This window comes from Bradyrhizobium sp. 179, assembly GCF_023073535.1.
Classification (GTDB): domain Bacteria; phylum Pseudomonadota; class Alphaproteobacteria; order Rhizobiales; family Xanthobacteraceae; genus Bradyrhizobium.
This window is the reverse complement of record NZ_JADPJR010000087.1, coordinates 23,049-40,151: the sequence shown is the minus strand read 5'-3', so window position 1 is coordinate 40,151 and position 17,103 is coordinate 23,049. Positions and strand designations below refer to the sequence as shown.

At 64.2% G+C, this 17,103-nt stretch carries 19 protein-coding genes and 1 pseudogene; 6 read left to right on the top strand and 14 right to left on the bottom strand.

Going from position 1 to position 17,103, the window contains the following annotated elements:
* Positions 1-12 precede the first annotated feature (12 nt).
* From IVB12_RS21175 to tolQ, 3 genes are read right to left on the bottom strand one after another with little or no spacing between them, the layout of a single operon-like run.
* Positions 13-972 (bottom strand): protein TolA, encoded by a 960-nt coding sequence (locus IVB12_RS21175; protein WP_247301538.1) that lies wholly within the window; start codon positions 970-972, stop codon positions 13-15.
* Positions 973-975: 3 nt separating this feature from the next.
* On the bottom strand, positions 976-1,425 hold the full coding sequence (gene tolR, locus IVB12_RS21170) for a protein TolR (protein WP_028173005.1): 450 nt from the start codon (positions 1,423-1,425) through the stop codon (positions 976-978).
* 43 nt (positions 1,426-1,468) lie between these two features.
* Positions 1,469-2,185, bottom strand: coding sequence for a protein TolQ (gene tolQ, locus IVB12_RS21165; protein ID WP_028180156.1), 717 nt, complete (start codon positions 2,183-2,185; stop codon positions 1,469-1,471).
* Positions 2,186-2,643: 458 nt separating this feature from the next.
* Between tolQ and IVB12_RS21160 the strand changes: the two genes are divergently transcribed.
* On the top strand, positions 2,644-3,162 hold the full coding sequence (locus IVB12_RS21160; protein ID WP_247301537.1) for a DUF2231 domain-containing protein: 519 nt from the start codon (positions 2,644-2,646) through the stop codon (positions 3,160-3,162).
* Positions 3,163-3,507: 345 nt separating this feature from the next.
* A complete protein-coding gene (locus IVB12_RS21155; protein ID WP_247301536.1) occupies positions 3,508-4,671 on the top strand; it encodes a fatty acid desaturase in 1,164 nt (387 codons plus the stop codon).
* 119 nt (positions 4,672-4,790) lie between these two features.
* Here IVB12_RS21155 and IVB12_RS21150 read toward each other — a convergent pair whose 3' ends face one another.
* From IVB12_RS21150 to IVB12_RS21130, 5 genes are all read right to left on the bottom strand, one after another.
* Positions 4,791-5,282, bottom strand: a complete 492-nt coding sequence (locus IVB12_RS21150) for a DUF2852 domain-containing protein (protein ID WP_247280203.1) — start codon at positions 5,280-5,282, stop codon at positions 4,791-4,793.
* 120 nt (positions 5,283-5,402) lie between these two features.
* Positions 5,403-6,140, bottom strand: coding sequence for a TetR/AcrR family transcriptional regulator (locus tag IVB12_RS21145; RefSeq protein WP_247301534.1), 738 nt, complete (start codon positions 6,138-6,140; stop codon positions 5,403-5,405).
* A 125-nt stretch (positions 6,141-6,265) separates the two neighbouring features.
* Entirely contained in the window at positions 6,266-6,631 is a 366-nt protein-coding gene (locus IVB12_RS21140) for a hypothetical protein (RefSeq protein ID WP_247301532.1), read from the bottom strand.
* Positions 6,632-6,688: 57 nt separating this feature from the next.
* Positions 6,689-7,093, bottom strand: a complete 405-nt coding sequence (locus IVB12_RS21135; RefSeq protein ID WP_247301528.1) for a YciI family protein — start codon at positions 7,091-7,093, stop codon at positions 6,689-6,691.
* Positions 7,094-7,227: 134 nt separating this feature from the next.
* Complete coding sequence (locus tag IVB12_RS21130; protein ID WP_247301527.1) at positions 7,228-7,647, bottom strand: YciI family protein; 420 nt, start codon at positions 7,645-7,647, stop codon at positions 7,228-7,230.
* Positions 7,648-8,058: 411 nt separating this feature from the next.
* On the opposite strand from IVB12_RS21130, the gene IVB12_RS21125 reads away from it, so the two are divergent.
* The gene (locus IVB12_RS21125) at positions 8,059-8,847 is read left to right on the top strand and encodes an SDR family oxidoreductase (protein WP_247301526.1); all 789 of its coding nucleotides are present in this window, start codon (positions 8,059-8,061) and stop codon (positions 8,845-8,847) included.
* A gap of 153 nt (positions 8,848-9,000) precedes the next feature.
* Positions 9,001-9,435 (top strand): hypothetical protein, encoded by a 435-nt coding sequence (locus IVB12_RS21120; protein ID WP_247301525.1) that lies wholly within the window; start codon positions 9,001-9,003, stop codon positions 9,433-9,435.
* Positions 9,436-10,339: 904 nt separating this feature from the next.
* On the opposite strand, the gene IVB12_RS21115 is transcribed toward IVB12_RS21120, so the two are convergent.
* The 4 genes from IVB12_RS21115 to IVB12_RS21100 form a co-directional block, all read right to left on the bottom strand.
* A complete protein-coding gene (locus tag IVB12_RS21115; protein WP_247301523.1) occupies positions 10,340-10,753 on the bottom strand; it encodes a VOC family protein in 414 nt (137 codons plus the stop codon).
* A 30-nt stretch (positions 10,754-10,783) separates the two neighbouring features.
* Positions 10,784-11,323: an SRPBCC family protein gene (locus tag IVB12_RS21110; RefSeq protein ID WP_247301521.1), complete on the bottom strand. Its 540-nt coding sequence runs from the start codon at positions 11,321-11,323 to the stop codon at positions 10,784-10,786.
* A gap of 193 nt (positions 11,324-11,516) precedes the next feature.
* Positions 11,517-12,803 (bottom strand): RNA polymerase sigma factor, encoded by a 1,287-nt coding sequence (locus IVB12_RS21105; protein ID WP_247301520.1) that lies wholly within the window; start codon positions 12,801-12,803, stop codon positions 11,517-11,519.
* Complete coding sequence (locus IVB12_RS21100) at positions 12,800-13,168, bottom strand: YciI family protein (RefSeq protein WP_247301518.1); 369 nt, start codon at positions 13,166-13,168, stop codon at positions 12,800-12,802. The genes IVB12_RS21105 and IVB12_RS21100 overlap by 4 nt, the downstream gene beginning before the upstream one ends.
* Before the next feature lie 140 nt (positions 13,169-13,308).
* On the opposite strand from IVB12_RS21100, the gene IVB12_RS21095 reads away from it, so the two are divergent.
* Entirely contained in the window at positions 13,309-14,274 is a 966-nt protein-coding gene (locus IVB12_RS21095) for a glyoxylate/hydroxypyruvate reductase A (RefSeq protein ID WP_247301517.1), read from the top strand.
* Positions 14,275-14,346: 72 nt separating this feature from the next.
* On the opposite strand, the gene IVB12_RS21090 is transcribed toward IVB12_RS21095, so the two are convergent.
* On the bottom strand, positions 14,347-14,997 hold the full coding sequence (locus IVB12_RS21090) for a TetR/AcrR family transcriptional regulator (RefSeq protein WP_247301515.1): 651 nt from the start codon (positions 14,995-14,997) through the stop codon (positions 14,347-14,349).
* A 106-nt stretch (positions 14,998-15,103) separates the two neighbouring features.
* On the opposite strand from IVB12_RS21090, the pseudogene IVB12_RS21085 reads away from it, so the two are divergent.
* A pseudogene (locus IVB12_RS21085) lies at positions 15,104-15,747 on the top strand (glutathione binding-like protein).
* Positions 15,748-15,795: 48 nt separating this feature from the next.
* Here the strand turns inward: IVB12_RS21085 and IVB12_RS21080 are convergent.
* Positions 15,796-17,100, bottom strand: coding sequence for a TRAP transporter large permease subunit (locus IVB12_RS21080; RefSeq protein WP_247301513.1), 1,305 nt, complete (start codon positions 17,098-17,100; stop codon positions 15,796-15,798).
* Between the last annotated feature and the right edge of the window lie 3 nt (positions 17,101-17,103).

Sequence of the window (17,103 nt, the reverse complement as noted above, 5' to 3'; positions counted from 1 at the left end):
TTTGTTTGGATGTCACAACATATCTTTCAGGCCGAAAGTCATGGGAATGAGCTTCCAGCTCTCGTACTGCTGCTTCGGCATGAAGGAGTAGACCTGACACTGCACGATGGCGCGCTTGGCGCTCTCCGCCACCGCCTGGGCGATCGACCGCGACGGTCCCCTCACCGCGACGACGATGGGCTCTGATGCCAGCGATCCGTCGATCTTCATGGGAATGTCGATGTCGGCTTCATACTGATCGGCGTCCTGCCCGTTATAGGTGGGCGTGAAGCAGCGCTTGACCGCGCCCTGGAATGCACCACGCCAGGTCGCGACGTTGTTGGCGGCGGTCCCGGTCGCCGATCCCAGCGAGGCCGATGCGTTCAGCGCCGCGCCGGCGAGTTCGTGCCGGGTCGCCGCGCGCTTGTCGAGGTCGCGCTGGATCTGCGCGGGATCGAAGGTGCGCTCCTTGGGCTTGGGCTGCTGCTGCGGCTGCACCGCCGCGACCTTTTGCTCAACCGGCTTTGGCGGCGGCTTCTTGGTCTCCAACTTCTTCTGGAGCTCGGCGATCGGATCTTCCTTGGCCGGATCAGGCTTCTTTTCCTGCGGCTTCGGCTCTTCCTTCGGCTTCGCCTCGGCGACCGGCTTCGGCGGCTCGGGCTTCTTTTCGACCGGCTTCTCGACGGGTTTTGGCGGCGGCTCGGGCGTCGAGTTGGTCTTGATCAGCTCTTTCTTCTCGGTGATCTTGCCGACAGCGTCTTCCTCGGGCTTGGGCTCTGCGATCTTCTCCACCTTCGGCTTCGGCTTGTCCTTGTCGCCGGTCTTCTGCCCCGCCATCATCTTCGCGAGCTGATCCGAGGAGATGATGTCGATCGGAAGCGACTCTTCCGGCGCCACATAGGCCTTGCTGCTAAAGGTGACGAGCCCCCATCCCAGCACGAGGACGTGGAGAGCAATCGACGCAACGAGTGTCTTGTCGACCTTCACCTTCACGGCCTACCCCTGATCCGCTTCCGTGACGAGCGCCAGCTTCTTGAAGCCCGCGCCGGACAACAGGCCCATCACCCTGGCAACCGTTCCGTAATCGGCCTTCTTGTCGGCGCGCAGATAGATGCGTTCCTCGAGCCCGCCGCGGGCGTCCGTGATCGCCTTGAGCTTCGGCACCAGCTCGTTGATCGCGATCTCCGCGTCGTTGATGAACACCTTGCCCTTGATGTCGACCGACATCTGGATCGGCTTCTGGTCGTTCTGCTCGAGGCTTTTCGCCTGGGTCTGCGGCAGATCGAGCGGCACGCCGACGGTGAGCAGTGGTGCCGACACCATGAAGATGATGAGCAGCACCAGCATGACGTCGACCATGGGAGTGACGTTGATCTCGGCCATGACCGGCTTGCGCCGGCTGCGGCGCCCGCCGCCTCCGGACGAACTCGCGACGTTCATGCCCATGATCTGGTGCCCAATTTGCCCTTCACACTATACATGCCGTCGGTCAGCCCCGCTCGTCGATCTGACGCGACAGGATGGCGGAAAATTCATCCGCGAAGCCCTCGAGCCGCTGGGCCTGCCGGTTCACCTCGGAGGTGAACTTATTGTAGAAAATAGTGGCAGGAATGGCGGCGATAAGGCCGACGGCGGTCGCAAACAGCGCCTCCGCGATACCGGGGGCCACCACCGCCAGAGAGGTATTTTTCGACGCCGCGATCGACTGGAAGCTCGACATGATGCCCCAGACGGTGCCGAACAGGCCGACGAAGGGGCCGGCGGAGCCGACGGTCGCGAGCACCAGGAGTCGGCGTTCCAGCCGCTCCACCTCGCGCGCGATCGACACGTTCATCACCTTGTCGATGCGCATCTGGAGGCCCGCGACCGAGCGGGCATGGCTCTCGAAGGAACGCTTCCATTCGCGCATCGCCGCGACGAAACAGGCCGCCATGGAATGGGTCGGCTTGGCCGAGAGCGTGCGATAGAGTTCCTCGATCGATTCGCCGGACCAGAAGGCCTGCTCAAATCGGTCCATCGAGCGCCGCGTGCGCGCGTAAAGAAAGATCTTGTCGATGGCGATTGCCCAGACCCAGACCGAACAGGACAGAAGTCCCAGCATCACCGCTTTCACGATCCAGTGAGCCTGCCAGAACAGCGCAATCAGCGACACGTCGGCGGAGGCAGCAACCGGAAGGGCTGACTGAGCCACGTCGGCCGGATTCATAAGCAGTATCCTCTCAAGGCGGTCGTTACCCAACATCCTTCGGCCAGCAAATGGCTGCCGGTGTTCCCCAACAGCCGCGCTAGAACCGGCGCGGCTGGCAAGCCCGCTCAAAAGCCTTGTCTTTTTGGGGTGCAGGGCTCGTCCAAAGGCTCATCCAAAGCCGGTCGCCTGCATTCCCCGCCAAGATGTCAAAACTATGGGCCTCGACACGGCTTCGGGCGCGACTGTCCGCAATTACCAGAGCCCGGCGTTGGTTAATGGCGGGTTACCGGCAGCGAATTTGGCTCCGGGAAAGGCAGGCAGCGCAGGGGGATGGGAGGCAGGCGGGTCCGCTGCGTCGGGCACGGGAGTTCCGCTTCATACCTGCAGACAGCATGCAGAGCGCCGTCCAGCGCCTGCAGGAACCAGCCCTCGCCCGGAAAAGTTGTCCTGGAAATTCATTTTTGGCGAGGTATTCCATGAGCATCAACCCCAAAACGACCGCCGCGGTCGGCGACCACCCTCTGCACCCGATGCTGATTCCATTCCCCGTCGCGTTCCTGGTCGGCGCGCCCGTCGCCGATCTGGCGTTCATCGGAACCGGCGATGCTTTCTGGGCGCGCGCCGCGATCTGGCTGATCGGCGCCGGCATTGTCATGGCGCTCGTTGCTGCTGCGGCCGGCTTTACGGACTTCTTCAGCGAGCCCCGGATCCGCCGCCTGAATGATGCCTGGTACCATATGGTCGGCAATCTCGCAGCGGTCGTGCTGGCGCTGGTGAACTTCTATCTCCGCTACGCGCAAGGCACTGAAGCTGCGGTCAAGCCGTGGGGCGTGGTGCTGTCGCTCATCGTCGTCGGCATCCTCCTGTTCACGGGATGGAAGGGCTGGGAGATGGTGTATCGGCATCACGTCGCGGTGCTGGACGCGCCAGGCCAGACCAGTTCGGAGCCGGTCACGCCGGATCGTGGCGGCGAGAACCACCGGCGGGCCGCCTGACGCCGTGCCGATGCTGATGTTCTGAAAGGCTTGTGACCTCCGCCGATCACCACCTCGGCGCCGATCATCATGCCGGTGGCATGGTCGAAATCCTCGGTGATCGGCCGCTGCGCTCGACCTGGCGTGCGCTCGGTGCCGTTTCCGTGAGACTACGTGCTTGCATAGCAGGCATTCAGGACCATATGTTCGTCGAGCTTCGGCCGACCGGTTTGGCCGAATGTACCGGCAAAGCATCTCGTTCGCGACCCCGCGGTGGCACGCCATCAGCGGGGTTTTTCACGGGCGGCCGACTTTGGCTGCGCCGGAGCGAAACGCATCCTCTTCGTTCAAGGTCACTCTGAAAACATGTCGCCCAACACCGCCGCCGACGACCAGCATGACGACATCATGTATCCCTCCGCCCTGCCGTTTCTGCTGGTCCATCTCGGCTGCGTTGCAGCGATCTGGTCAGGCATCGATTGGCAGGCCGTCGTGATCTGCGTCTCACTCTATTGCGTGCGGATGTTTGCGATCGGAGCCGGCTACCACCGCTACTTCTCACATCGGGCATTTGCGACCGGCCGAGTGTTTCAGTTCATCCTGGCCTGCCTCGCGCAGAGCAGCGCGCAGAAGAGCGTGTTGTGGTGGGCGGCCAAGCATCGGCACCATCACCTGCATTCCGATACCGAAACCGACGTGCATTCGCCGCGTCACCGCGGCTTCCTCTACAGCCATCTCGGCTGGATTTTTTCGCGGCAGCACGACTCGACCGACCTCGTGAAGATCGCCGATTTCGCCGCTTATCCGGAGCTGATGTGGCTGCATCGGCTCGAGCTGTTGCCGGCCTTTGTGCTTGCAGCGCTCTGCTTCCTGGTGGCGGGCTGGTCAGGTCTGGTCGTCGGCTTCCTCTGGAGCACGGTGCTGGTCTATCACGCGACCTTCTGCATCAATTCCCTCGCCCATGTGCATGGACGCAAGCGGTACGTGACGGGTGATGATTCCCGCAACAACTGGCTGCTGGCGTTGTTCACCCTGGGTGAGGGCTGGCACAACAATCACCACGCCTACCAGAGCAGCGTGCGACAGGGCTTTCGCTGGTGGGAGATCGACGTGACCTATTACATCCTGAAGGTCTTGTCGTGGATCGGCGTCGTCTGGAACATGAAGGCGCCGCCCGAACAGGTGCTGCGCAACGAGCAGCCGCTCGGCGCGCGGGTCATCAATCGGGCGGCCCGCGAACTTGCCGGACGGTTCGATGCGCAGACCTTGGCCCATGCGATTTCGTCGGCGCGGCGCCGGGCAGACCTCGCCCAGCTGCAACTGCCGACGCTGCACGACATCCTCAACCGCGCGCACGAAGGCGTCGATGCGCTGACGCATCTGCATCTGCCGAAGATCCCGAGCCGGGACGAGTTTCTCGCCGAGGCCAAGGCGATGTTCGCGCGAACACGATCGCTCAACGAAATCGTGGACCACGCCTACGAACACTTCCTGGCGTCGGTCCGCGCGCAGCTCGCGATCACGACCTGAACGTCGCGGCTGACCGCCGCCTTCCCCGAAAACCAAACCGCCCGCCTGCGGGTTGCGCAGGCGGGCGGCTCGGGGCCATCAGGACTTTGGGGGCATGCGCCTGAAGGCTTTGAGAGGTGTCAACCCTGCTGCTGGTCGGTCGGCGGCGGGGTCGGACGGGTCTTGTGCTGCGCCATGAACTGGTCGAACTCCTCCTTGTCCTTGGCGTGACGCAGCCGGGTCAGGAAATCCTTGAACTCGCGCTGCTCTTCCTCGAGCCGCTGCAGCGTCTCGGCGCGATATTCATCGAAGGCGCGGTTGCCGGATGACGGCGGGCCGAAGCCAAAGCCGAAGCCACGGCGCTCCATGCGATCGCGCATGCGGTCCATCCTGTACTGCATCTTCTCCATCTTGTTCTGCCAGCGATCCTGGTGGCTCCAGCACGACATTCTTCTGCTCCCGAGTGTGAAAAAGAGAAGGGCAAGTCCGATCGGCCACCAGATGATGAAGCCGAGAATGGTCACGGCGATCCAGCCGGGATGCCAGGGCGTCTCCAGCATGTGAGGACGCTGGTACTGTTGGTATTGGTCCGAGGGGCCGCGCCATCGATTGACATCAGCGGTGTAGGCCATTTCCATCTCCATGACGGCATCAGCGCCGTTGTGAATGTAAATAACATTTACATAGCTAGACCATCCCGCGATTTTGTCAAGCCAGCCGCCAGACAGGGTCGCCGAATTATTTGCGCAATTTTATTTCGGCTTGCCCCAGGGGCCGCCGGGCGGCACGCCTGAACCGGAGGACGCCTCCGGTGGCACTGGCGGCGGCTCGGCGCTCTTCTGCGGGCGGCGATCCGTCGGGAAGCCGAGACCACGCAAATAGATCAGCACCTCGGCTTCGAGCAGTTCATCCGGCGACATCGGCAGTTTTCGTCGCGCGGCATCGCCGCGGGAAAACAAGGAGGCCACGCCATGCGCCATGGACCAGATGTGCAGCGCCATCATCATCGCCGGCGGCCGCGGCGTGCCGGGAGGCGCCAATGCGGCGAGCCGCTCCGCGGCGGCGCGAATGATGTTGAAGGCGCGCTCGCTGGCGGCCTGAAGCGCCGGATTGGCATCGACCGGCAGGCCGGATTCGAACATCGCGTTATAGAAAGCGGGCTCCTCGCGGGCGAAGGCGAGATAGGCCTTGCCGACGCGCTCGAACGCGGTGACCGTGTCGGGACGCCCATCGTCCCAGGCCGAAGTCAGGCGCGCCTCGAACTGCTCGAAGCCGCGCTGGGCAATCGAGGACAACAGCTCGTCGCGGTCACGAAAATGCCGATAGGGCGCCGCCGCGCTGACCCCGGCCATGCGCGCAGCATCGGCAAAGGTGAAGCCGGCCGCGCCCTTCTCGGCAATCAGCCCGAGAGCGGCCTGCAACAGGGCCTCCTTCAGATTGCCGTGGTGATAGCCGCGCTCGGCGCGGCGTTGCTCCTTGCGCCAGCTCATGTGAACGACTTTTACATGAGGCGGACGTGAAGGTCACTAGCGGCGATGAGGCGTCATTAACCCGTATTTTCACGTCAGGCCGGGCCGATGCGTCAGTATCGGCCCGGAAAGGAGTTCGACCGAAGCTACATCTGCGGAATGGGCAGCACGGGCATGACTTCGATCGCCTCGCCCGGGAAGATCGCAAAATGCGGATGGTTCTCGAACAGCCTGGCTGCTTCCTCTTGCGAGGCAGCCCGCACGACCGTGAAGCCGGTCAGGGCATTGCTGACCTCGGTGATGCCGCTTGCGTCGATCCTGCGGGTCTTCCCGAGCGGGCCGCCCATCTCGACGATGACGGCTTGGTGCTTCTCGACCCAGCCGTGCCAGGCGGCCATGCCCTCCTGCTCCCTTGCTTTCCGTTCGGCCTCGGGCAGCGCGCGCCAGGCCGCCATTTTCGCACCCGTCATGCTGCCGAGATAGACGGCGAGAAATTTCTGTTCGGTGCTCATCGGTTCTCTCCTTGTTGATCGATTGACGCTAGCCGCGATTCATCGCGACCGCTGTGGCTACTTCTTCAGCTCGTCGAATCCGGCGGCGGCGTGCTGCACGTCGGGCGGAAAGTCGCTCATCTCCTGCACCTGCCGGATCTCAATGATTTCGTTCGGCGAGGCCGGACACTTCTTGGCCCATGCGATCGCGTCCTCGCGCGAGGCGACCTCGATCATCCAGTAACCACCCAGGACCTCCTTGGCCTCAGTGAAAGGCCCGTCGGTCACGACAGGCACGCCGGTCGCAAACGAGACCCGTGCGCCCATCGAGGGCGGATGCAGGCCGTCGAGCGTGATCAGCACGCCGGCATCCTTCAGCGCCTCGTTGTAGCGCATCATCGCGGCAACGCGTTCTGGATCGAGCTGCACGTCCGGCGGTGCGCTCTCGTAACCGAGTGGGATCATGAGCATCATAAATCGCATGGGAGTTCCTCGTTATTCGCTGTCACTTCCGGGGCGCGACGAAGTCACGAGCCCCGGAGTCCATTCATCGCTATTGCTGCCGCCGATGGATCCGGCTGGCGCTATCCGCGCCCCGGAATGACGGCGGCGGAGAGCTATTTCTTCGCCGCATGGGCGCGCGTGCGCTCTTCCTGCTCGCGCAGTTCGGGGGTGAAGGCTTCGCCAAAGTCGTCGGCCGAAAACACTTGGCGGATCTCGATCTCGGAGCCGGAGTCGAACGGCGCACGCTTCATCCAGGCGATGGCCTCGTCGAGCGATGCAGTCTTGATCAGCCAGAAGCCGGCGATCAGATCGGGGGAGAGATCGAACGGACCGCGGGTGACGCTTGCCTCCGACCGCGCTGAATATCTGAGCCGGGCGCCCTTCACCGTCGGATGCAGGCCCTCGCCGGCCTCGATCACGCCGGCCTTGGCCATTTCCTCGTTGAACCTGCCCATGGCCGCCAGCATCTCCGTGCTCGGCATCTTGCCGGCCTCGGTATCCTGGTTTGCCTTGACGATCACCATGAAACGCATGGACGTGCTCCGTGATATGCATGGAAGGGGGCCGGTCCGGCCCCTGCTCCCAAGTAAGACGAATGCAATCTCCTCGAGCCGACACCGACCTGGAGATAATTTGGTCGATCTGGAAGCCAGTCGCCGCGGCTTCGGCGAAAACGGCTGTCGATGCGGCCGAGCCCCCGTTTCCGACGTGATGAACTCGACCTTGCGAAGCCTCGATCCGCCACGCGGGGAAACTTGACGAGACCTGATGCCGGCGAACCCGAGGCCAGGCGCGGCATCAGCGGCACCTAGCGATCCCCCCTCCCCCCGGCAACCGCGATGTGACGGGGATTGACTTTCGGTTGCCCTTCTTGTCGGAACGAAAGCAAAGTAAAATGCGTTGGCCGCCGCGCGGCTTACGTTTCCGACAGGGACAGATCACCAATGCCGCAAGCCCCACAAAAAGTCGCCCTCGTCACCGGAGCTGCGCGCGGCATCGGGCTTGCGACCGCGAAGAAGTTCCTCGCCGAGGGCTGGCGCGTGGCGTTGCTCGACGTCGAGAGCGAACTGCTCGGCCGCGCGGTCGCCGAGATCGGCCAGAGCGAGGCGACGCTGGCGCTCACCTGCGATGTCTCAGACAAGGCTGCGGTTGCCACTGCAATGACCGCGCTCGAACGGCAATTCGGCCGGCTGGATGCGCTCGTCAACAATGCCGGCATCGCGGTGTTCGCGCCGCTGATGGAGACGTCGGAGGCTGACTGGCGCCGCGTGCTCGAAGTCAACCTCACCGGCCCGTTCCTCTGCACCAAGGCAGCGGTGCCCTTGATGCGCGACGGCATTGGCGGCGCCATCGTCAACATCACCTCGATCTCGGCGGTGCGCGCCTCGACGCTGCGCTCGGCCTACGGCACCAGCAAGGCGGGGCTGGCGCACCTCACCAAGCAGCTCGCGGTCGAGCTCGCCTCCCTCAATATCCGCGTCAACGCGGTCGCTCCGGGGCCTGTCGACACCGCGATGGCGAAGCAGGTGCACACCAAGGAGATCCGCGCCGACTATCACGACGCCATTCCGCTCAACCGTTACGGCCTGGAACAGGAGCTCGCGGACGCGATCTACTTCCTGTGCTCGGCAAATGCGAGCTACATCACTGGCCAAATTTTAGCCGTTGATGGCGGCTTCGATGCGGCGGGTATCGGCCTGCCGACACTGCGCGGCCAGCGGCGCAACGGGTAGGCACGGGTAAGGTGGGCAAAGGCGCACACGCGCCGTGCCCACCCTCGTTCCGGACCAGCGGTGCCAATGCTGGCACGCGGAGCCTGTCATCGGGCGCGCATTCGCGCGACCGGTGGCTTTGCCCACCTTGATGTCGAGAGTTCGGAGAGTGCCATGCGACGCGTCACCTTCAAAACCTGGCTGCTCGCGACAGCTCTGCTCGCCTCTGCGCCCGCGGCCGCGGAGATCCGCATCATCCAATCGCCGGGCGGACAGGTCGGGCCGTTCCTCGACCTGTTCGAGCAGGTGCGCGAGAGCGGCGAGCGCGTGGTGATCGATGGTCCTTGCCTGTCCGCCTGCACCCTGGTGCTGAGCATCGTGCCAGGCGAGCGCATCTGTGTCACCAAGCGGGCGGTGCTCGGCTTCCATGCCGCACGTTCGATCGACCGGCGCGGGCACATCTATGCCGAGCCGGAGGCATCGGTCGCGGTGCTTGCGGCCTATCCCGGCCCGGTGCGCGACTGGATCAGCCGCCGTGGCGGCCTCACTTCGCGGCTGCTCTTGCTCAAGGGGCGTGATCTCGCCGCGATCTACCCGCGCTGCCGCTGACCAATTTGCCAGCCGCCGCTCCAATGGCCCTTGGCTTGGCTGGTCCGAGGCCATAGGGCGGGTTCCCTGTGCTCGCACGTTATGTGCGCACCGGGGTTGTTCGCCATCACGCGCTGGCTAGCTTCAAAAGAGAGTCTGAATCACCGGCACCAGCTTCATGCTGACGCAGATGAGCATCCCCCAAAGAGCAAAATTGATCTGTAGCGCCGCCGCCATCGGTCGCTCCCCTTCCAAGTGACGTCCATCCCAGTTTGTAGATTTTATGACTCACAAATAACGATTCTGACGTGCAGAGCACAGCCCAATATTGCGTCAATTGTTGTGCGATGCAGTCCGCATCGTTTCACGAAGCGGCCGCACTGCTCGCGCAAAGTGATGCGAATCGCCAATTCATTCCTCGGCCATGCCGGCCCACTGGTTTGCCTTAAGTTCCATTTGACCGACGCGATGCAAGTTTTCCCGGATGCGCAGTCGCACCGGCGCAGGAGCGTCGCCCGATCGCGTGGGATAGCCTCGGCCAAGACCCCAACAACGCCCGAACCGCCCTCAAATCGCGAAACGGCACGCAACGAATCCCGTCCCCGCGGCAAATGATCCCAATCGGGAGCGGGAACGCGTGCTCGGCACCCTGCGGCCATACTCCGAGGCGTGGTGGGCGGTCCATGACGAGATCGAAGCGGACAATAACAGGCAGCTCGGCACGAAGCTCGTGATTTGCCCTCGCTGAGTGCAAGCGTCGCCGCCGGGCGCGGACGTGACCGGATCAATCCGATGAGAGGATGAACGGCCGATCCGCGCCTGACGGAGCGGCTCCACGCTCCGTACGATCCATTATGTGTCCCCTCTCCCGCGGCTTTGGAGAGAGGGGATCACATTCAATCGACCATGTGGGCGATCGCGCCCGTCACATTCCTTCCGCCGGGCAGTTCACCATCCAGGGAATGCCGAACTTATCGACGCACATGCCAAAACCCTTGGCCCAGAACGTCTTGCTGTAGGGCATGGTGACGCTGCCGCCGTCGGCGAGCGCGTTGAACTTGCGCTCGCCGTCCGCGGGGTCCTTGACCGTGAGCGAGATCGAAAAGCCCTGTGGCTTTTGAAAATGCTCGGGCGGCGCGTCGGAGGCCATCAATACGCTGCCGTCGGGCAGCGACATTCGCGCATGCATGATCATCTTCTCGCGCCCGGGTGAGGCGGGCACCTCCGGCGGCGCGTCCGAGGCGCGCATCATGGCATCGATCTTGCCGCCGAGAACCTTGACGTAATAGTTGAACGCAGCTTCGCAGGTGTCCTGATAGAACAGATAGGGATTGAGCATCGTTTCTCTCCTCTTCGCTTCCTGTGAGACTTATTGCTTCTCAGTGAGCTTCTTCAGGCTGGCGAGGCCGGCCTCAAAATCCTTGCCGATCATGCTGTCCATGTTGATGAACACCTGCATCAGCTTGGACAGGAACGGGGCCGGACCATACATCGCCCACGTGATCAGTGTGGCATCACCTTGCGGCACAAAGGTGAACTCGGCGCTGTTATGGCCTTCGAGCGGGCGCTCGAAATCAAGCTTGATGCGGAGCCTCAAAGGCGCGTTCGCCTCGAGGATCTCCATGTGGCCGGCGCCGACATTGTTGTTCCCGTCCCAGGCATAGCTCGCGCCCTTACCTTCCGCGGCTCCGCCGAAGGTCCGCCTCATGGCGGGATCGCGGCTCTCGTAGGGCGACCAGGCGGTCCAGCGGTGGAAATCGGCCACCTGCGGATAGATCGCGTCGGCCGGCGCTTTCACGGCGAGAGTGCGCTCGACACGGAATGTGTCGGGTTTCGTCACGGCAAAGACCAGCACGGCCGCAATTCCGGCCGCGAGGACGATTGCGATGACGGCAATGGCTTTCAGCATGGATGGGCTCCCGGGACACACGCATAGGACGAACGAGCGAGGCCCCGGCCGACAAGATCGAAACGAAATTTTTGGCACGCTGCCCACCCCACGTCGTGGCCGGGCGTTGCCCCGGCCATCGACGTTCTTCGCCGATGGCAAGACTGGGCTGCCCGGGACAAGCCGGGACATGACGACCGCGACGGTTTGCGCCCTATTTCGCCTTGGCGCTTTCCTTCGGCTTCGGCTGGCTGTCCCGGATCAGGCGATCCAGATGCATGCGGATGTGGGCGGCTTCCGCTGAGGTGTTGGCGAGCGCGATGGCGCGGTCGAAGGCGATGCGGGCCTCGTCGTTGCGGCCGAGCTGCATCAGGAAGGCACCGCGCACGCCGTAGAAATGGAAGTAGTTGGCAAGCTTCGGCGCCAGCGGCTCGATCAGGTCCAGCGCGGCCTGAGGTCCGCGCACCTTGGAGACCGCGACGGCGCGGTTGAGCGTCACCACCGGCGAGGGCTGCAGCACTTCGAGCGCGCCGTAGAGCAGGTCGATCTGCGCCCAGTCGGTCTCCTCTGGCGTCGATGCCCGCGCATGCAGCGCGGCGATCGCGGCCTGGATCTGGTAGGGCCCGCTGTGGCGGTGACGCATCGCCTTGTCAATCAGGGCAAGGCCCTCCGCGATCATGGTGCCGTTCCAGAGCGAACGGTCCTGGTCCTCCAGCAGGATCAGCGACCCATCCGCGGCAAAGCGGGCGGCGCTGCGCGCGTGCTGCAACAGGATCAGCGCCGTCAGGCCCATGATCTCCGGCTCGCTCTGAAACAGCCGCAGCAGCAGCCGCGCCAGCCGGATCGCCTCTTCGCACAGCGGCTTGCGGAGCTCCGCGGTATCGCCGCTCGCCGAATAGCCCTCGTTGAAGATCAGGTAGATCATCGCCGCGACGCTGGCGAGCCGCTCGGAACGCTCGACCGCGCCGGGCGCTTCGAAGGGTACGCCGGCGTCGGCGACCTTTGCCTTGGCGCGGGTGATGCGCTGCTCCATCGCGGCCTCCGAAACCAGAAAGGCGCGCGCGATCTGCTTCACGGTGAGGCCGCAGACGATGCGCAGCGCCAGCGCGATCTGCTGCGTCGCCGGCAGTTGCGGATGGCAGCAGATGAACATCAGCCGCAAAATATCGTCGCGGTAGTGCGAGCCGTCGAGCCGCTCCGCGAGCGCGCCCTCGGCGTCGTCGAGATCGGAGATCGCTTGGTCGTCGTCCGGCAGCGGTTGCTGCTTGCGGGCGCGGCGGACCTCGTCGATCGCGACGTTGCGGCCGACCATGATCAGCCAGGCCGCGGGATCGCGCGGCGGGCCATTCTGCGGCCAAGTTTTCAGCGCGCGCAAGCAGGCGTTCTGAAAGGCCTCTTCGGCGGTGTCGAGATCGCGGAAATAGCGCAGCAGCGCCCCGACCGCCTGAGGGCGCGCCGAGGTCAGCGCAGTCTCGATCCAGGCGGTGTCGGCCTCGCTCACGTCAGATTCCCTCCGGGCCTGAACACGCCGACGGGACGCACCTCATAGGCGCCGCCGGGATTGGCAGCGCCGAGATCGCGGGCGACGTCGAGCGCGTCGTCGAGGTTCTTGCAGTCGACGATGTAGAAGCCGAGGAGTTGCTCCTTGGTCTCCGCATAGGGGCCGTCGAGCACCAGCGGCGGGTCTTCCTTGCGCAGCGTCGCCGCCGCGGTGGTCGGCAACAGCCGCGCCACCGGCCCGAGCCGGCCCTGTTTGGTGAGCTTCTCCTGCACCACGGCGAGCTTCTTCATCACGGCCTCGTCCTGGTCCTTGCTCCAGGAGCCGACGAAGTCCTCATCGTGGTAGCAAAGAATGGCATAAAGCATAGGCGACACTTCCCTCGTCTGTTCTAAAGACGCGCCAATATGCCTCGCCCCGACAGGGCTGCGGAAAAAATTTGCAAGAAAAATCCGGTAGATCGTGCCAAGGAGGGCCTTCTCAAGCGGAACTCGACGAGGCACTTCGAATGACCCTGGGCACACTGGCCGTCCTGATCAACAGCACGCAGCAGAACTGGCTGCCGGAGCGCTGGAAGGCCCGGTTCGAGACGGTCTGCGGCGGCCGTCGCGTGGTGCTGCTGCCTGATGCGGGGCTCGATCCGGCCGAGGTGCACTATGCCGCCGTGTGGAAACCGGTGCCGGGCGATCTCGGTGCCTTCCCCAATCTGCGTGCGATCTTCAATCTGGGCGCCGGCGTGGACGCGCTGATGGCCGACAGGAGCCTGCCCGATGTGCCGCTGGTGCGCGTCGCAGTGCCCGACCTGACCAACCGCATGACTGAATATGTCGTGCTACATGTGCTGATGCACCATCGCCAGGAGCTCTATTTGCGCCAGTGCCAGCGCGAGAAGCGCTGGGAGCCGACTTATCAATGGCCTGCAAGCGCGGTCACAGTGAGCATCATGGGGCTCGGCACGCTCGGCAGTGATGCGGCCGCCGTGCTGCGCCGGCTCGGCTTCCGCGTCACCGGCTGGAGCCGCAGCCCGCGCGCGATCGAGGGCGTGGAATGCTTCCACGGCGCAGCCGGAATGGACGCGTTCCTGCGCACGACCGACATCCTGGTCTGCCTGCTGCCGCTGACGCCTGACACGCACGGCATCCTCAACCGCGACGTCTTCACAAAGCTCAACCGTAAGAGCCCGCTCGGCGCGCCGGTGCTGATCAACGCCGGCCGCGGCGGCTTGCAGAACGAAGCCGACATCCTGGCCTGCCTCGATGACGGCACGCTGGGCGCCGCCTCGCTCGACGTTTTCGTCCAGGAGCCGCAGCCAGCGGATAGCCGGTTCTGGGCCCACCCCAAGGTGCTGCTGACGCCGCACAATGCGGCCGACACTGACGCGGATGCGATCTCGGCCTACGTCGCCGAGCAGATTGCGCGGTTCGAAGCGGGCGGCGTGCTGGAGAACGTGGTGAATCGGGCGAGAGGGTATTAGCGCTCCGTCCGGTTTGGCAAGACGCACGACCGCGCCTCACCCTCGATGTCGTCCCGGCCTGCACCGGACGGCTCAGTTTTTGACCCCGATCCCCACCATCAGGTCGATCGCGCCGCTGACGATCGCCTCCAGCTCCTTGCGCGGAACGTGGGCGCGGGAGCGGATGGCGATCGTGTGCACGGTCGCGGATGCGACCTGCGCCAGCACCGCCGGCTCGGCGCTATCAGGCAGTTCGCCCTTCTCCTTGGCGCGGCGGAAGCAACTGGCAAAGGCCTTGTCGAGCTCGGTGAGACCGTCGAGCACCATGGCGCGGATCTCGGGATCACTCACTGCCTCGGATGCCGCAGTCACCACCGTGAAGCAGCCTCGCGGACCAGTGTCGCCCGAAAGATAAATGTTTAGCGCGGACGCGAAGATGTGCTCCAGGCGCTGGCGCACCGGCATCTCCTGGCGAAAGATCTCCGCCATCGACGCGCGCGCTTCCTCCCGGTAGCGCTGGTAGCTCTTGATGTAGAGCTCGCGCTTGTCGCCGAACGCCCCATAGAGGCTCGGCCGGTTCATGCCGGTGGCTTCGCTGAGATCGTCCAGCGAGGTCGCGGCAAAGCCCTGCTTGCGGAACAGGTCGAGCGCCCTGCCAAGCGCGACGCCGGGCTCATAGGCACGCGGCCGGCCGCGGCGCTTGGGTCCGCTGGCAGCAACCGGCGGCTTCGATTTTTGTACCATTTCGCAAGATAATCCTTGACCGGTCTTATATTATGCAAGACAGTATAAAAATCAATCTGGCCAGGTTGAGCGACACCCCAGAACGAATTGCCCCAGGAGGCTACAGATGGATCTCTATTTCTCGCCGCTCGCCTGCTCGATGGCGACCCGCGTCGCGCTGTACGAAGCTGGCGCCGAAGCGAGCTATCTCGAAGTCGATCCGCCGACCAAGACAGTGCTGAACGACGGCTCCGACTTCCGCACCGTGAACCCGATTGGCCTCGTGCCCACTCTGCGCACCGACGAGGGCGTGGTGCTGACCGAGAACGCCGCGATCCTGCAATATGTCGCCGATCGTTTTCCGCAATCCGGCCTCGCCGCCGCCGCCGGTATCGAGCGCACGCGGCTGCATCAATGGCTCTGCTTTGTCGGCACCGAGCTACACAAGGCCTTGTTCGTCCCCTTGCTCGACCGCAAGGCGCCGCAGGAGGCCAAGGCCTATGCGCTGGAGAAGAACCTGTCGCGGCTCGACTATCTCGACAATCATCTCAAGGGACGTGAATTCCTGCTCGACCATTTCAGTGTCGCTGATGCCTACTCGTCACGGTGATCAACTGGACCATGGCGACGCCGCCGATCGAGCTCGCGAAATGGCCGAACCTGAAGGCCTATTACGAGCGCCTGCGCCAGCGGCCGTCGATCGCACGCGCGATCGCGGAGGAGTTCGAGCTGTACAAGGCCGAGCTCGCGCGGAAGAAGGCCGCGGCGTAAGCCTGAGGCGTCGCAATGCCGTCCCGGCACCGGCCGGGACGGCACGATCTATCCGTAGAGCACCCGCGGCAGCAGCGTGACAATGCCGGGCCACAGCGTCAGCAGCAGCACGAAGCCGATCATGATCATCAGATACGGCATCGTCACGCGGGCGATGTAGCCGAGACCATCTTCGGTCAGGCCCTGGATCACGAACAGGTTGAAGCCGACCGGCGGGGTGATCTGCGCCATCTCGACGGCCAGCACCAGGAAGACGCCGAACCAGATCTCATCGAAGCCCGCCGCCTTCACGATCGGCAGCACGATCGGCAGCGTCATCACGATCATCGAGAAGCCGTCGAGGAAGCAGCCGAGGACGAGATAGAAGACGACCAGCACCACGATCAGCATGAAGGGCGACAGGCCCAAGCCCTTCACGAAGGCGGCAATCGCCTGTGGGATGCCGAGGAAGGCAGCCGCGTTGCCGAGGATCGAGGCGCCGAGCACGATCAGCGCAATCATCGAGCAGGTGACCACCGAGCCGATCAGCACGTCCCGCATCACCTGCCGCGACATCGCTCCTTGCGCCCATGCGACAAGCGCGGCGCCGAGGACGCCGACAGCCGCAGCTTCCGACGGGGTTGCGAGGCCGCCATACATGGAGCCGAGCACACAGCCGATCAGGAACAGGGCCGGCGCAAGATCCTTCAGCGCCGCAAAGCGCTCGCTCCAGGGCACCTGCGAAAGCTTTGCTTCCGTCTCCGGCACCATGCTGCGGTTGAGGCTCGTGTGCAGCATCACCCAGGCCATGAAGGTGGCGGCGAGCAAGAAGCCGGGCAGCACGCCGGCGGTGAACAGTTTCAAAATCGAGACATCGCCGAGCACGCCGTAGATGATCATGATGTTGGACGGCGGGATCAGGAAGCCGAGCGTGCCGGCGCCGGCGAGCGAGCCGATCGCGATGTCGCGCGAATAGCCGCGGCGCAGCAGCTCGTTGAGCGACATGCGGCCGATCACCTGCGTGGTCGCGGCCGACGAGCCTGAGATCGCGGCGAAGATGGTACAGCCGATCACGTTCACATGCAGCAGGCGACCGGGCAAAAGCCCAGCCCACGGCGCGAGTCCCTGAAACAGCGAACGCGACAAGCGGGTACGAAACAACAGCTCGCCCATCAGGATGAACAGCGGCAGCGCCAGCAGCTCCTGCGTGGTCAGGATGTTCCAGGCATATTGCGGCAGCAGCTTGTCGAGCGGGATCGAGCGGAACATCGCGAGCAGCAGCGTCGCGGTGAGCGCGAGCGTCAGGCCGATCCACACGCCGCACGCCAGCAACGCGAACAGGATCACGAAAAGGGCAACGACTTCGATGGTCATGGG